Annotated in this window: 8 protein-coding genes; 5 read left to right on the forward strand and 3 right to left on the reverse strand. The window is 73.0% G+C overall.

Translation table 11 applies throughout. From position 1 onward, the window contains the following. Window positions 1–169: 169 nt before the first annotated feature. Entirely contained in the window at window positions 170–1,534 is a 1,365-nt protein-coding gene (locus ACGF4C_RS33440) for an ABC transporter substrate-binding protein (protein WP_393571465.1), read from the reverse strand. Between the two features lie 1,172 nt (window positions 1,535–2,706). Then, window positions 2,707–6,750 (reverse strand): FHA domain-containing protein, encoded by a 4,044-nt coding sequence (locus ACGF4C_RS33445; protein WP_393571507.1) that lies wholly within the window; start codon window positions 6,748–6,750, stop codon window positions 2,707–2,709. 520 nt (window positions 6,751–7,270) lie between these two features. On the opposite strand from ACGF4C_RS33445, the gene ACGF4C_RS33450 reads away from it, so the two are divergent. From ACGF4C_RS33450 to ACGF4C_RS33465, 4 genes are all read left to right on the forward strand, one after another. Next, window positions 7,271–8,899 carry a serine/threonine-protein kinase gene (locus ACGF4C_RS33450; RefSeq protein WP_393571467.1) on the forward strand — a complete coding sequence of 543 codons (1,629 nt, stop codon included), beginning with the start codon at window positions 7,271–7,273 and terminating at the stop codon, window positions 8,897–8,899. A gap of 208 nt (window positions 8,900–9,107) precedes the next feature. After that, complete coding sequence (locus ACGF4C_RS33455) at window positions 9,108–10,409, forward strand: serine/threonine-protein kinase (protein WP_393571469.1); 1,302 nt, start codon at window positions 9,108–9,110, stop codon at window positions 10,407–10,409. A gap of 92 nt (window positions 10,410–10,501) precedes the next feature. Further along, window positions 10,502–11,608, forward strand: a complete 1,107-nt coding sequence (prfB, locus tag ACGF4C_RS33460; RefSeq protein ID WP_265362525.1) for a peptide chain release factor 2 — start codon at window positions 10,502–10,504, stop codon at window positions 11,606–11,608. Window positions 11,609–11,939: 331 nt separating this feature from the next. Further along, complete coding sequence (locus ACGF4C_RS33465; RefSeq protein ID WP_393571471.1) at window positions 11,940–12,797, forward strand: hypothetical protein; 858 nt, start codon at window positions 11,940–11,942, stop codon at window positions 12,795–12,797. 190 nt (window positions 12,798–12,987) lie between these two features. Here ACGF4C_RS33465 and ACGF4C_RS33470 read toward each other — a convergent pair whose 3' ends face one another. Further along, a complete protein-coding gene (locus ACGF4C_RS33470) occupies window positions 12,988–13,182 on the reverse strand; it encodes a hypothetical protein (RefSeq protein ID WP_030414555.1) in 195 nt (64 codons plus the stop codon). Between the two features lie 251 nt (window positions 13,183–13,433). Between ACGF4C_RS33470 and ftsE the strand changes: the two genes are divergently transcribed. Continuing rightward, a complete protein-coding gene (gene ftsE, locus ACGF4C_RS33475; protein ID WP_030414554.1) occupies window positions 13,434–14,123 on the forward strand; it encodes a cell division ATP-binding protein FtsE in 690 nt (229 codons plus the stop codon). The last annotated feature ends 12 nt before the right edge of the window (window positions 14,124–14,135 follow it).

Below are 14,135 nucleotides of genomic sequence, written 5' to 3' on the forward strand. Positions count from 1 at the left end.
AGGTGAAACGGCACAGAAAAACAGAAAAGGAACCCGGAAAAAAGAGGGGCACAAAACGGGACGGGCGCAGAACAAGAAGAGCAAGACAACGGCACGGAACAGTAAAGGGCGGAAGGAGCGGCCGACGGCAGAGACGCCGACCGCCCCCAACTCCCTCACACCAACTCCCTCACCCGCCGAACGACTTGGCCGCGTCCCGCTCCAGCCGCGCCTGCGTCCCCGCCACGTCCTTCGGGTTCTTCAGGAAGTCCTGCAAGTCCTTCCACTCACCCTGACCCGGCTTCCCACCGAACGAAGCCGGCGCCTGATCCGACATGTCGAAGCGGAAATCATCACCGGCCGCGATCAGCGCCCCCGCGATCCGCCGCATCACCGCATCCCCGTACGCCGCCCGGTCGAGCTCCTTGTTCGGCGAAATGAACCCACCCGCCCGCGCCCAGATCCGCGCCGCATCCGTCGACGCCAGGAACGTCAGCAGCGCCTGCGCCGCCTTACCGCCCTTCAGCGCCACCGCCACATCCCCACCCGTCACCACCGGCGACTTCGCACCCACCGCCGGGAACGGGAACACCTTGGCGTCCGTACCGATCTTCGCCTTCGTCTGCGCGATATTGGCCGCCGCGAAATCCGCCGACGACACCATCGCCGCCTTCGGCGCGCCACCACCGCTGAACGTCTGCGTCACCGACGTCGGGAAATCCGTCTGCAACGCCCCCGCATTACCGCCCACCAGCAGATCCTTACGCCCGAAAAGCTGGCCGAGCGTGGACAGCGCCTGCTTCACCGAGGCATCCGTCCACGCGATCCGGTGCTGCGCCAGCCGGTCGTACTTCTCCGGCCCGGCCTGCGAAAGATAGATGTTCTCGAACCAGTCGGTCAGCGTCCAGCCGTCCGACCCACCCACCGAAACCGGCTCCACCCCCGACTCGGAAATCGTCCGCGCCGCCTTCAGGAACTCCGCCCAGGTCTTCGGCTCCTGCACGCCGGCGTTCCCGAACGCCTGCGCGTTGTACCACACCAGCGACTTGTTACTGGCCTTGAAATACACCCCGTACTCGGTGCCCTTATGGGCCCCCAGGTCCCGCCACCCCTTGCCGTAATTCTTCGCCAGCTGCGCCTTGGCCTCCGGCCCCAGCGGCTTCAGCCAGCCCTTACCGGCGAACTCGTTGAGCACCCCGACCTGCTGCAGCATCGCCACGTCCGGCGGCCCACCCCCGGCGATTTTCGACCCGATGAAACCGGCCATGTCATCGCCACTGGGCACGAAATCCACCTTCGCCCCGGTGCGTTTCTCGAACTCGTCCAGCACCTTGACGAAATTCTCCCGCTCCGCCCCCGTCCACACCGCAGTCACCTGCAGCCGCTGCCCCGCCAACTTGGGCAACCGCACCGTAACGGCATTCCGCTCACCCCCCTCACCCCCGTTCGCCTCACCCTTCTTCCCGCCACCCCCACCACTCCCACAACCAGCCACCCCCACAGCCAGCACCACCCCCACCACAACCCCGGCCGCCCCGCGCCGCCGCCAACCCATCCCTCGACCCCTCATCCCCGAACCCCCAATTCCCTCAGTTCCACCAATTCCAGCTCCACCAATTCCCTCAACCTGCGCCGCACCGCACCGCTCCGCGGTTTGCTGAATCACCGCGGCCTACTGGCTGGTTGGCCCGCTGGCTCGTTGGGTTGCCGGCTCCCGGGATTGCTGAATCGCTCTGGTTCTTCCGTAGCCGTTTCTGCACACGGCTCCCCGAAGGCCGCCGTAGCGCTGCTGCGGTGGTACAAGGTGCGGTTGCGGTGGTGCGAACTACTGCTGCTGCGACCTGCGAGATGCGATGGTGCGAATGCGATGGTGCGTACCCCTGGACGTGCGCTCCTGCCGCTCCCGTGCGCTCCCGTGCATGTGGCCTGCCCGTGCACGTGGCTTGCCGACGCCATGCCGGCTCGGCACGGCTAGCCGCGACCATGCCATGCCATGCCATGCCGACTCGGCACGGATCGGTGCGGGCCCCGAGGTCCCAGTGCGCCGCTGCCACGCGACTACCGGCCGCCCCGCACTGCCTCAGCCCGCGCCCAGCCCCGACACGCCCGGCCCGACACGGTGTGCGACAGGTCTACGCCCCGCCCCCGGCCTCCGCAATACCGCGTCCAGCACCAACTCACCTTTCGTAATGGTGCTGTTACGGCCACCCCAAACCCCCAGCAGCCCCGGCCCCAAACCCGCCGCACCCCGGCCTCAACCCCGAACGCAGCCCAACCCCAACCCCGGCGCAGCTCCAGCCCCAACCCGGCGCAGCTCCAGCCCCAACCCCGGCGCAGCTCCACGCCCAAACCGGCGCAGCCCCGGAAGGCCCACCCTCAGCCCCCACCAAGCAGACCCGCCACCCGCCCCGCCCCGCTCCGCCCCGTCCGGCGGCCCTGTCCCACGCCCTCGTCCTACGCCCCCAGCGCCACCCCGTCCCCAGCGGCATCACCAGCCGCAGCAGTCCCTCCCGCCACAGTGGGCGCCCCCTATACCGGGCACCCCCACAGCGGGCACCCCAATAGTGGGCGCCGAGCGGCCACGCCCCCCAAGCCCCCAGACCCGCCCCTCCCAAGCGTTCAGACCAGCCCACCCCAAGCGCTTAGACCAGCCCACCCCAAGCGTTCAGAACACCGGACCCCGAGCGCTCACGCCAGCGGTAAGCACTCGTTGCTCAGATCAGTCGCTCAGATCAGTGGTGCCGCCGGCGGTGCCCCCGAGGATTGGGCGGCCCGATGGAGCGCACTGGCGAGCAGGGCGAGGTCCGTCGGGCCGTTGCCGAGTTCGCGCAGCGGGCGTCGGGCCGGCGGGTCGCCCATCCGCTGCCACTCCAGCGGGACGACCGTCGGCCGGAGCGTGGACGTACGGGGTATCCGGCCGGTCACCCGGCCGGCCTGGAACGGTGTGGCGGAGCCGTCCGCCACACGGTGGAGCCGCCCGCGGCCGACCGGGGCGGGCTCGGACGGGTCCTCGGGCGCGCCCAACTCGACGCGCAGTGCGGCCAGTTCGCTGGTCGCGGTGTCGGCCGTGCGGTCCGGGTGGCCGGTCGCGGCTATGAGGTGGACGCCGAGCGCAGCCCCGTCCCGCGCCACTGCCTCCAGCGCGCGCACCACGGAGCCGGCCGCCGGGCGGCCGGGGCTGCCGAGTGCGGGGGCGACCAGCGCGTCGAAGTCGTCGACCAGGATGAAGAGACGCGGCATTGGGGCCGCGGGGTCGAGCGGGGTGGGCGGGGCGGTGGGGGTGGTGTCGGGGTCGGATTCGGGGGTGGTTGGGGTGGGCGTCGGGGCTCCGGGGCGGGAGCGGAGGCGGAGGGTGCCCGTGCTCGCCAGGGTGCCGGTGTCGGACGGGTCCGCCGCCGCTGTGCTGCCTCCTTCGTTACGGCAACGATTACGGAGCGTGATTAGTTCCTGCTCTCCGTGATTATTTCCGTACGGTGTGTAGTCAGAGGTCCCGGCGGTCCCGGCGGTCCCGGCGGTCCCGGCGGTCCTGGGGGGCCTGGGTGTCCCGGTGGTCTCGGTGGGCCGGGAGGTGTGGGTGGGGGTGCCGCCGGGCTCGGGGGCGTGGCTTGTCGGCGGCGCGTCGTGCCTCTCGGTGTTTGTCTCGCCGTAGGTGCCGTAGGTACGGCCTTGCGGCGCGGTGGGCGTGGCACCTTGTGCCTGTGCACTTTGTGCCTGTGCGCCGCGTGCCTGTGCCCCTTGTGTGCGTTGCGGTCCGTGGTCACCCGAAGCGCGGGGCTCGCCCACGCGGCCTTCGACCGTGCGGCCTTCGGTGGTGCGGCGGGGGGCGATGACGCGGGGGGCCGGGAGGTGTTTGGTGCGCCAGTCGGTGAAGGGGGTGCCGGACAGTATTTCGGCGCGGCGTTTGAGTTCGGAGGAGAGGGCCTGGGCGAACGCGCGCATGCGGACCGGGTCGGACGCGGCGAGGTACGTCGTGACGTGCGGCAGGTCGGTACACACCCGCAGGCCCTCGCCGCGGTCGGTGCCGCCGCCGTCCACCAGCACCAGGGACAGCAGGTCGGGGCGGTCGGCGGCGGCGAGGGAGGCCGCCAGGGACCGGAGCAGTTCGGTTTTGCCGCCGGCGGCGGGGCCTTCGACGAGGAGGGGGGCGCCCTCGGTGGCCAGGTCGGCGCAGACCGGTCCGTGCGGTCCGGCCCCGAGTACGGCGGTGGCGCCGGGCCGGTCGGTGTCCGAGGTGGCGGCCCAGCGGGCCATCAGGGAGGCGGGGGTGGCGCGGGCCAGTCCGAGTTCGTCCAGGAGCCGGGCCGTTGCGGGGAGCGGGACGGCCGCGCGGGGTGTCGTGCGGGCGCCGCCGGCCGTGGTCTCGGCCTCGCGCAGCGGCGCCAGGGCCCGGGCGAACCGCTCGGCCCAGGCGGCGGAGACCGCGTCGACCGTGGCGATCGTCCCGTTCGGTCCGGAACCGGGCTGGACGACGCGGACCGCGGTGGCGACGTCGCCGCTGAGGACCGCCACCGCGCCGCACTCCCCGAAGGCGGGCGACGCGGCCCGGGCCGCCTCGTACGTGGCGGCCAGCGGGAAGGCGGGGGAGGCGGCCGGGGTTTCGGCCAGGCAGAGGAGATGGACGCCGGCTGCCGCCCCGGCCGTGGCCAGCCGCGCGGTGGTCTCGCGCAGTGCGGACGAGCCGGGGTCGCCGTCGACGATCAGGAGGGTGAACGGTCCCTGGTGGCGGGCGGCGGCGAGGGCGATCTCGGCGCGTTCGGCGCTGGCCCAGCCGGGGCCCAACGGGCAGTCGTCGAGCCGTCGGACGAGTTCGGCGGCGCGGGCCGTGGCCTGTTCCTTGTCGTAGGCGAGCAGCAGCCGGCAGTCCTGGCCGTGGGCGGGGTGGAGGTGCGGCAGCCAGCCGAGCCAGGACCAGTCCGCGACCCGTTCCTCGGTGGTGCGCACCCGGTCGGTGCTGATCAGCACGATGTCCAGGGTGGCGGGGGAGTGCAGGGCGGCGAGCTGGGCGATCGTGGAACGGGCGAGTCCGGCGAGGCGGGCGCGCGGCCCGGCCAGACCGAGGGAGCCGGCCCGGCGCAGCCCGATGGTGACGGGCAGGGCGGTGCGGCCGCCGTCGCGGCCGGCCGTGCCCAGCCGGACGGTGAGGGTGTCGGGGTGGTCCGGGCCGCGCTCCCAAAGTCGCGGGCCCGGGCCCAGCGCGGTGAGCAGGACGGCGGCGGCGTCCGGCCATCGTTCGTCCGCGGCGGTTCCGGAGGCGGCCGGGGCCATCGCTGCGTCACCGGGCGGCGCTACGGGGGAGGCCTGGGGCGCGCCGGACGCCTGGAGACCCGGGGCCAGCAGGCCGGATGCCGGGAGGTCGTCGTAGGGCCGTTCCGTGGTGGGCCGGGCGCCGGTCAGCCGGCGCGCCCAGGCCCCGATCCCGCCGCGCCGGCCGCCCTTGCGGGGCGCGGTGCCGTAACGCGCCGCGTCCTCCGCGTCGGCGTCCTCGGCGGGCGCCAGGCTCTGCTGGCCGCCGTGGGTACGGTCCTCGCCGTACGGACGGCCCGGGGCGCCGGCCGTCGAGGCGTCGTCCGGGTACCCAGGGGCCGGATACTCGCCGTACGGACGGTCGTTGCCAGGAAGCCCGTGAGCAGGAAGCTCGTGGCCCGGATGCTCGGGCCTCGGATGGTCGTGGCCCGGATGGTCGGGGTACGCGCGGTTCTGAGGCTCCCGGTCGGGGCGTTCGCCGTGCGGGTGCTCCGGCGCGGCCTGCTGCGGGATGCCGGGCCCGGCTGCCAGGCCCGCGCCGTGGCCCAATCCATGAGCCGTGGCGGCCTCCGGCTGGGCCGGTCCGGCCGAGGTGCCGCGCAGCGGGGTGTCGCGCCGGCCGGCCGGGTCCGGCGACCAGGCCGTACGGGGAGTGGGCAGGGGCGCGGCCGGGCCGGTGGCCATTGCCGGGGGAGGCCCGAACGCCGGTGCCGGGGCATCGAGCCCGCCGGGAGCACCAAGCGCACCGGCCACACCGGTCACCTGACCCCCACCGGCTCCATCGACTCCCTCAGCCCCACCAGCCCCACCGGTCCCGCCGCCTCCGTCACCCTCGGCGACCCGCGCGTACCCGCCTTCCGCGCCCGTGGTGATGCGCAGCCGGCCCTCGCCGTCCGGGGTGGTCTCCAGGGCGGGGTCCGGAGTGGTGGCGGCGGGCTGCAGACGGAGGGTGGATTCGCCGATGCGCAGCAGGGCGCCGGGCGGGAGCGGGGCGGGCAGGTCGCCGAGGCCGGTGCCGTCGACGGCGGTGCCGTTCGTAGAGCGCAGGTCGGCGACGTGGACCGAGCCGTCCGGTTCGACGGTCACGGCGCAGTGCAGCCGGGAGACGTCCGGGTCGTCGAGGGGGACGTCGGCGTCGGCGGAGCGGCCGATGCGGATCTGGCCGCCGTGCAGCAGGTGGACGCCGCCGGCGTCGGGTCCGGAGATGACGCGCAGCCGGGCGGTGCCGTGCGGCAGGCCGTGTGCCGGGGCGGGGCCGGGGCCCTGGACGGAGAGCACCGCGCCGTCGATCAGGGGCGGCTCGCCGATCGCGGCGCGCTGCGGGTCGAGGCGTTCGGTGCCGGCGTAGAGCACGACGGGGCCGCTGCCGCCGCCCGCGCCGGTGTCCGCGCCCGGGCCCGCGACGGAGGCCGCGAGGGAGCCGGCCACCGCTGCCAGTGCGGTCCCGGCGGGGGCCGTCACGAGCACGTCGCAGGCCCGTGTGGTGGGGCCGCTGCGCGGCCCGAGGACGGTCAGCCGGATCTGCATCGCCGTCAACGGTCCCTTCTGCCGGGGGCCGGCAGGGGCCGTTCGCTCCCCCCGCCCGCCCGGGCACGTCGGCACGGACAAGTCCCAGGTGCACGTCGCGACAAAGACCGCGCGCCCCCACCGCATCGTGCTGGGTGCATCCTCGCACCTGGGACTGACAACACGCCCGCCGACTGCCACTCCGTGATCTTGTTTTGTCGTGTCCGGACGAAAAAGTGCCTGGTTGCGGGCCGTGGCCGGGCGGATTCGGAACGTCGTGATCAGCTCCGGATCGTCCTTGTCCGGGTGGTGCGCCGCCCGCGGCCGGCCGCGGGCGGCGCGCAACCATCCGTCCGGAACGTGCGTCTTCCCACGAGCCCGGCCCGCCGGAACGAAAAGCTTGTGCGACGGCGTGGCGGGCCGCAGGCCCTACAGTGGATCGAACGGACCGCGCGACGGTGACCATGACCGGACGGCGCGGCGCCGAACGGCCGGTCCGGTGGGCCGGCAGGAGATCCACCACGACCAGGGAGCGCATGACGTGCGGCCGGTAGGCAGCAAGTACCTGCTTGAGGAGCCGCTGGGACGCGGCGCCACGGGCACCGTCTGGCGTGCCCGCCAGCGGGAGACGGCGGGCGCCGAGGCCGCCGTGGCGGGAGAGCCCGGTGAGACGGTCGCGATCAAGGTCCTCAAGGAGGAGCTGGCGCACGACGCGGACGTGGTGATGCGCTTCCTGCGCGAGCGCTCGGTCCTGCTGCGGCTCACCCACCCGAACATCGTCCGCACCCGCGATCTCGTCGTCGAGGGCGATCTGCTCGCGCTGGTCATGGACCTGGTCGACGGCCCGGACCTGCACCGCTACCTCCGCGACAACGGCCCCTTCAGCCCGGTGGCGGCCGCCCTCCTCACCGCCCAGATCGCCGACGCACTGGCCGCCAGCCATGCGGACGGCGTGGTCCACCGTGACCTGAAGCCGGCGAACGTCCTGCTCGCCGGGTCCGACGGCGGCGGCGAGATGCACCCGATGCTGACCGACTTCGGCATCGCCCGGCTCGCCGACTCCCCGGGCCTGACCCGCACCCACGAATTCGTCGGCACCCCCGCCTATGTGGCGCCGGAGTCCGCCGAGGGCCGCCCGCAGACCTCCGCCGTGGACATCTACGGCGCCGGCATCCTCCTGTACGAGCTGGTGACCGGCCGCCCGCCGTTCGCCGGATCGACGGCCTTGGAGGTGCTGCACCGGCACCTGAGCGAGGAGCCGCGCCGCCCCGGCACGCTCCCCGAGCCGCTGTGGACCGTCATAGAGCGCTGTCTGCGCAAGCGCCCCGAGGAGCGGCCCAGCGCCGAGAACCTCGCCCGTGCGCTGCGCACCGTCGCCTCCGGAGTCGGGGTGCACGCCACCCCGGCGCAGGCCGAGGCCGCGCTGGGCGTCGCCGCGCTGCTGGCCCCGGACCCGGCGCCCGCGACCGTCCCCGGCACCGACGGCGGCCAGGGGAGCGGTGACGCCGACCCCACCCAGGTCCTCCCGTCCGGCGCGGGTTCGTACGACCCGGCCGCGGCGACCAGCGTGCTGCCCTCGACGGGCGTCCCGGGCGCACCGGGCGGCCAGGGCGCCGATCCGACCCGGGCGATGCCGCCGGTGCCGCCCATGCCGGCCGGTGCGCCCGCCGCGGGTGCGCAGGCGCCCGACGGGCCGCATCCGTGGGAGTCGCAGATGCGCGCCGCCCGGGACCGCAACGAGCAGACGCAGGTGCAGTACCTGGATCCGAACGAGGATCCGCTGCGCCGCCGTCCGCAGCGCCGTCCGGCCGCGCCCCAGCAGCCGCCGCAGCAGCCCCCGTACCGGCAGCCGGCCCCGGTGCCGTACGCGCAGGCCCCGCAGCGCCGCCAGGAGCCGCCGCCGCAGCGGTACGAGCCGCAGCGGCCGCCGGCCCCGGAGCCCCGTCCGCGGCGCGAGCCCCGTCCGCGCAGTGCCAACCCGATGCGGATCCCCGGTCTGGGCTGCCTCAAGGGCTGTCTGGTCACGCTGATACTGCTGTTCGTGGCCGCGTGGCTGATCTGGGAGCTCACCCCGCTCCAGGAGTGGATCGGCACGACCCGCGGCTTCTTCTCGCAGATCGGCCACATGTACAACCAGGTCGAGCGCTTCGTGAACAAGCTCAGCGGCTGACCCGGGCCGCTCTCAGCGGCTGACGAGCCGCCCCGGACCGCCGGTCCCGGGGCGGCTCAGTTGATTTGTCGACTTCCGGCGGGCAATTTCGCTCTCAGAAGTGAAGGTTGCCGCCTTCCGGGGCACGGAACCCGGTGGCATCCGCGTAGCTTTGACGCCAACCTCAGCCCCCGCAGGACGCTCGGGGGCCCGACACGTCGGAGCAGTTTTGGCACGGAAGATCGGCAGCCGGTACACCGCCCACCAGATCCTGGGGCGCGGCAGTGCCGGCACGGTATGGCTGGGCGAGGGGCCCGAAGGGGCCGTGGCCATCAAGCTGTTGCGTGAGGACCTCGCTTCCGACCAAGAGCTCGTCGGCCGCTTCGTACAGGAGCGGGCGGCGCTGCTGGGCCTCGCGGACCCGCATGTCGTAGGCGTCCGCGATCTGGTCGTCGACGGCAACGACCTGGCGCTGGTGATGGACCTGGTGCGCGGTACCGACCTGCGCACCCGTCTGGAGCGCGAGCGCCGGCTGGCCCCGGAGGCCGCCGTCGCGATCGTCGCCGACGTCGCCGACGGGCTCGCCGCCGCGCACGCCGCGCGGATCGTGCACCGCGACGTCAAGCCCGAGAACGTCCTGCTCGACATGCAGGGTCCGCTCGGCCCCGGTGGCGCGCACCCCGCGCTGCTCACCGACTTCGGCATCGCCCGGCTCGTCGACTCGCCGCGCCGGACCCTCGCCCAAGGATCCGCGGCCCAGGGCAGAGGCCATGCCAGCAGGGTCATCGGCACCCCCGACTACCTCGCGCCGGAGATCATCGAGGGTCTGCCGCCGCGCGCCTCGGTGGACATCTACGCCCTGGCGACCGTCCTGTACGAGCTGCTCGCCGGGTTCACGCCCTTCGGGGGCGGCCACCCCGGGGCCGTACTGCGCCGCCACGTCACCGAGAGCGTGGCGCCGCTGCCCGGCATCCCCGACGAGCTGTGGCAGCTGCTGCTGCAGTGCCTGGCCAAGGCGCCGGCGTCCCGGCTGCGCGCCGCGGAGCTGGCCGCCCGGCTGCGGGAGCTGCTGCCGGGGCTGGCCGGGATGCCGCCGCTGGACATCGACGAGCCGGAGGACGACCGCCCCGACGACGAGCCGGACGGCGCGGCCCCGGGGACCCGTGAGGAACCGTTCTACCCGTCGGCGGGCGAGACCGTTCCGCAGCGCGGCGCCGTCCCCCTGGTGCAGGGCTCGGCGCCCGACTCCAACCGGGAGACCCACACCAGCATGCGGGTGCCCGGCCCCGACGAGCTGGCCGGCGGCGCCCACGGCACCGCCCGGGCCCCGCGGGCGGCCGGGGAACGCCGGGCCGGCTCGGCGCGGCACCGGGGCTCGGCGGAGGCGGTGCGCCGCCGCCGGATCAAGCTGGGGGCGGCCGCCGCCGTGGTGGTCGTGGCGGCCGGCCTGGGCGGCTGGCTGGCCTCCGGGGACGACGACGCCGGCGAGGCCCCGCCGGGCGTGCACCAGTCGGAGCAGGAGACCCCCTGACGCACTCCGGGGGCGGCTCCCGGCCCGGCCCCGGCAGGCCCGTCCTGCCGGGGCCGGGTCAGGTTCGGCGTGGTAGCCGTTAGGCTGGGTGCGTGGCAGTCGTCGATGTATCCGAAGAGCTGAAGTCCCTCTCCTCGACCATGGGGTCGATCGAGGCCGTCCTGGACCTCGACAAGATGAGGGCCGACATCGCCGTGCTTGAGGAACAAGCGGCGGCGCCGTCCCTGTGGGACGACCCCGAGAGTGCCCAGAAGGTCACCAGCCAGCTGTCCTACCTCCAGGGCCAGCTGCGCCGGGCCGAGGAGCTGCGGGGCCGGGTCGACGACCTCGAGGTGCTCTTCGAGCTGGCCGAGGCCGAGGGCGACGAGGACGCCCGCGCCGAGGCCGAGGGCGAGCTGGCCGACGTCCGCAAGGCCGTGGAGGAGCTGGAGGTCCGCACCCTGCTCTCCGGCGAGTACGACTCCCGTGAGGCGGTCGTCAACATCCGCGCCGAGGCCGGTGGCGTGGACGCCGCCGACTTCGCCGAGAAGCTCCAGCGGATGTACCTGCGCTGGGCCGAGCGGCACGGCTACAAGACCGAGCTGTACGAGACCTCGTACGCCGAAGAGGCCGGCATCAAGTCGACCACCTTCGCGGTCAACGTCCCGTACGCCTACGGCACGCTCTCCGTCGAGCAGGGCACGCACCGCCTGGTGCGCATCTCGCCGTTCGACAACCAGGGCCGCCGCCAGACGTCGTTCGCCGGCGTCGAGGTGCTGCCCGTCGTCGAGCAGACCGACCACATCGAGATCGACGAGTCCGACCTGCGGGTGGACGTGTACCGCTCCTCGGGCCCCGGCGGCCAGGGCGTGAACACCACCGACTCCGCGGTCCGGCTGACGCACATCCCCACCGGCATCGTCGTCTCCTGCCAGAACGAGCGCTCGCAGATCCAGAACAAGGCGACCGCGATGAACGTCCTCCAGGCCAAGCTCCTCGAGCGCCGCCGCCAGGAGGAGCAGGCCAAGATGGACGCGCTCAAGGGCGACGGCGGCAACTCCTGGGGCAACCAGATGCGTTCGTACGTCCTGCACCCCTACCAGATGGTCAAGGACCTGCGGACCGAGTTCGAGGTCGGCAACCCGCAGGCCGTGCTGGACGGTGACATCGACGGCTTCCTGGAGGCCGGAATCCGCTGGCGCAAGCAGCAGGAGAAGTAGCCCGAGGGCCCCGCGTCCGGCCCTTTCTGACACCGGAACAACTGCCTCCGTCATGGAGGCAGTTGTTTTTGCTGTGGCGGTTTGGTCACAGTCGTATGTCCATGTACCGCCCAACTCTCAGTAATTCGGGCATCGGGTCTTTATTCGACCTTGACGATGTCGGCCGTACTGGGAAGGCTGAGCGCGGCATGCGTATGTTCCGGGGCGCGTGCAGTAACGGGGAGATGAGCGGCCAGTCGGCATCCGTGGCCGGAACTCGCCTACCCCCAGCGCTGGTCGCCCCGTGCAGCGGTGCACCCATGACGAGTTCAGCTACTGGGGGTAGCAGTACATGACGAAGAAGACGCGGCTGCGCGTGGCGCGCATTGCAGCTGGTGCGGTGATCGCGGCCGGTGCGTCGCTCACCGCCGCCGGCGCCGCTTCCGCGGCCAGCCCGGGTGAGACCGGCGGCTCCGACGGCGGGATCATCGGCGGCATCATCGGCGGGATCATCGGCGGCAACGACTCCGGCGGCGACTCCGGTGGCGACACCGGCGGTTCCGACAACGGCGGTCAGGTCGGCGGCTCGGACGACGGCGGCCAGATCGGCGGCGAGATCGGCGGCTCGGACGACGGCGGTCAGGCCGGCGGCGAGATCGGCGGCTCGGACGACGGCGGTCAGGTCGGCGGCACCGACGACGGTGGTCAGGCCGGCGGCCAGGACGGTGGCCAGAACGGCGGCCAGGATGGTGGCCAGAACGGCGGCCAGGCCGGCGGTCAGAACGGTGGCCAGAACGGCGGCCAGGACGGTGGTCAGAACGGCGGCCAGGCCGGCGGCCAGAACGGCGGCCAGAACGGCGGCCAGGACGGCGGCAACAACGGTGGCGGCCACAGCGGCGGCCAGAACGGTGGCGGCAACGGCGGCAACGGCGGCCAGAGCGGCAGCACCACCGGCGGCGACTCCACCGGCACCGGCACCGACAACGAGGGCTCCAAGCCGATCGAGCAGCCCGGCAAGGGCAAGGAGCAGATCGCTGACACGCCCGGCCAGGCCAAGCAGCAGGCGAAGGGCGGGGAGCTGGCCGAGACCGGTTCCTCCGGCACCACCTTCCTGCTGATCGGCGCGGCCACGATGATCGCGGGCGGTGTCGGCTTCCGTATGCTGCCCCGCCTGATCAACAAGAACGGCGGCGGCGCGGCAGCGGCCTGACGCTGACGCGGTACCACAGGGGCCCGGGGCGCGCATGCGCTCCGGGCCCTCGGCGTTCTTCCGGCCGCTGCATTACCGATTACCCCGGGTCGCCGTCACCGGGCGAACACCGCCGTAAGCGTGGCGTAACGGACAGTGGTCCACTCGCACTCTCACCCGGCCACGTCACGCCGGCTTCGTCCGAGCGGTGTCAGACGGTCTGGTGCAGCAGCAGTCCCACCGCGAGCAGCAGGACCGTCAAAGCCACCAGCATCGCCGGGCTGAGCTGGGCGAACACACCGCCTGCCTGCTGCTGGAGTCGTTCCCTGCTCGCTCGGCACACGGGGCAGCGGCCCTCACTCACAGGGGCCGCGCAGTTGGCGCACACCAGTCGGTCGTACGTCATGCGACCTCCTTCTCCACTGCACCAACGCCCCGGAGGGTGCATTGGTTCCCTCTCCCACTGTGCCAGCTCCCCGGCGGAACGGCGCGCGCCCCGGAATTGTGCGCCCTTTTGTCCCCGTAGATGCCGTGAATAACCGCACCAACCCCTCCGCCGACTGCACCGCCGCGCGAGGTTCGCGTATGGTCACGCACACCGACGGGAGCCGCAACTCGGCAGCCCGTGCCCCTATCCAGGTCGACCGTGGTGCATCAGTGATCCGATTCGACAACGTCTCCAAGACCTACCCGAAGCAGAACCGTCCTGCACTCAGGGACGTCTCGCTCGAGATCGAGCGCGGCGAGTTCGTCTTCCTGGTGGGCTCCTCGGGCTCCGGCAAGTCCACCTTCCTGCGGCTGCTGCTGCGCGAGGAGCGGGCCAGCCATGGCCATGTGCACGTACTCGGCAAGGACCTCGGCAAGCTCTCCAACTGGAAGGTCCCGCAGATGCGGCGCCAGGTGGGCACGGTCTTCCAGGACTTCCGGCTGCTCCCCAACAAGACCGTCGGGGAGAACGTCGCCTTCGCCCTCGAGGTCATCGGCAAACCGCGCGGCCAGATCCGCAAGACGGTCCCCGAGGTCCTCGAACTCGTCGGCCTCGGTGGCAAGGAGGACCGCATGCCGGGCGAGCTCTCCGGTGGTGAGCAGCAGCGCGTCGCCATCGCGCGGGCCTTCGTCAACCGTCCGCTGCTGCTCATCGCGGACGAGCCCACCGGCAACCTCGACCCGCAGACCTCGGTCGGCATCATGAAGCTGCTGGACCGGATCAACCGGACCGGAACCACGGTGGTCATGGCCACCCACGACCAGCAGATCGTCGACCAGATGCGCAAGCGGGTCATGGAACTCGAAAAGGGCCGGCTCGTACGCGACCAGTCGCGCGGCGTGTACGGCTACCAGCACTAAGCGTGTACGGCC

This window comes from Streptomyces sp. NPDC048197 (assembly GCF_043202395.1).
GTDB classification, from domain to species: domain Bacteria; phylum Actinomycetota; class Actinomycetes; order Streptomycetales; family Streptomycetaceae; genus Streptomyces; species Streptomyces siderophoricus.

Bases quoted from the DNA above. Each gene is read 5' to 3' on its own strand.
- ACGF4C_RS33440 (WP_393571465.1), bottom strand. From the start codon at position 1,534: ATGGGTTGGCGGCGGCGCGGGGCGGCCGGGGTTGTGGTGGGGGTGGTG.
- ACGF4C_RS33445 (WP_393571507.1), bottom strand. From the start codon at position 6,750: ATGCAGATCCGGCTGACCGTCCTCGGGCCGCGCAGCGGCCCCACCACA.
- ACGF4C_RS33465 (WP_393571471.1), top strand. From the start codon at position 11,940: ATGACGAAGAAGACGCGGCTGCGCGTGGCGCGCATTGCAGCTGGTGCG.
- ACGF4C_RS33470 (WP_030414555.1), bottom strand. From the start codon at position 13,182: ATGACGTACGACCGACTGGTGTGCGCCAACTGCGCGGCCCCTGTGAGT.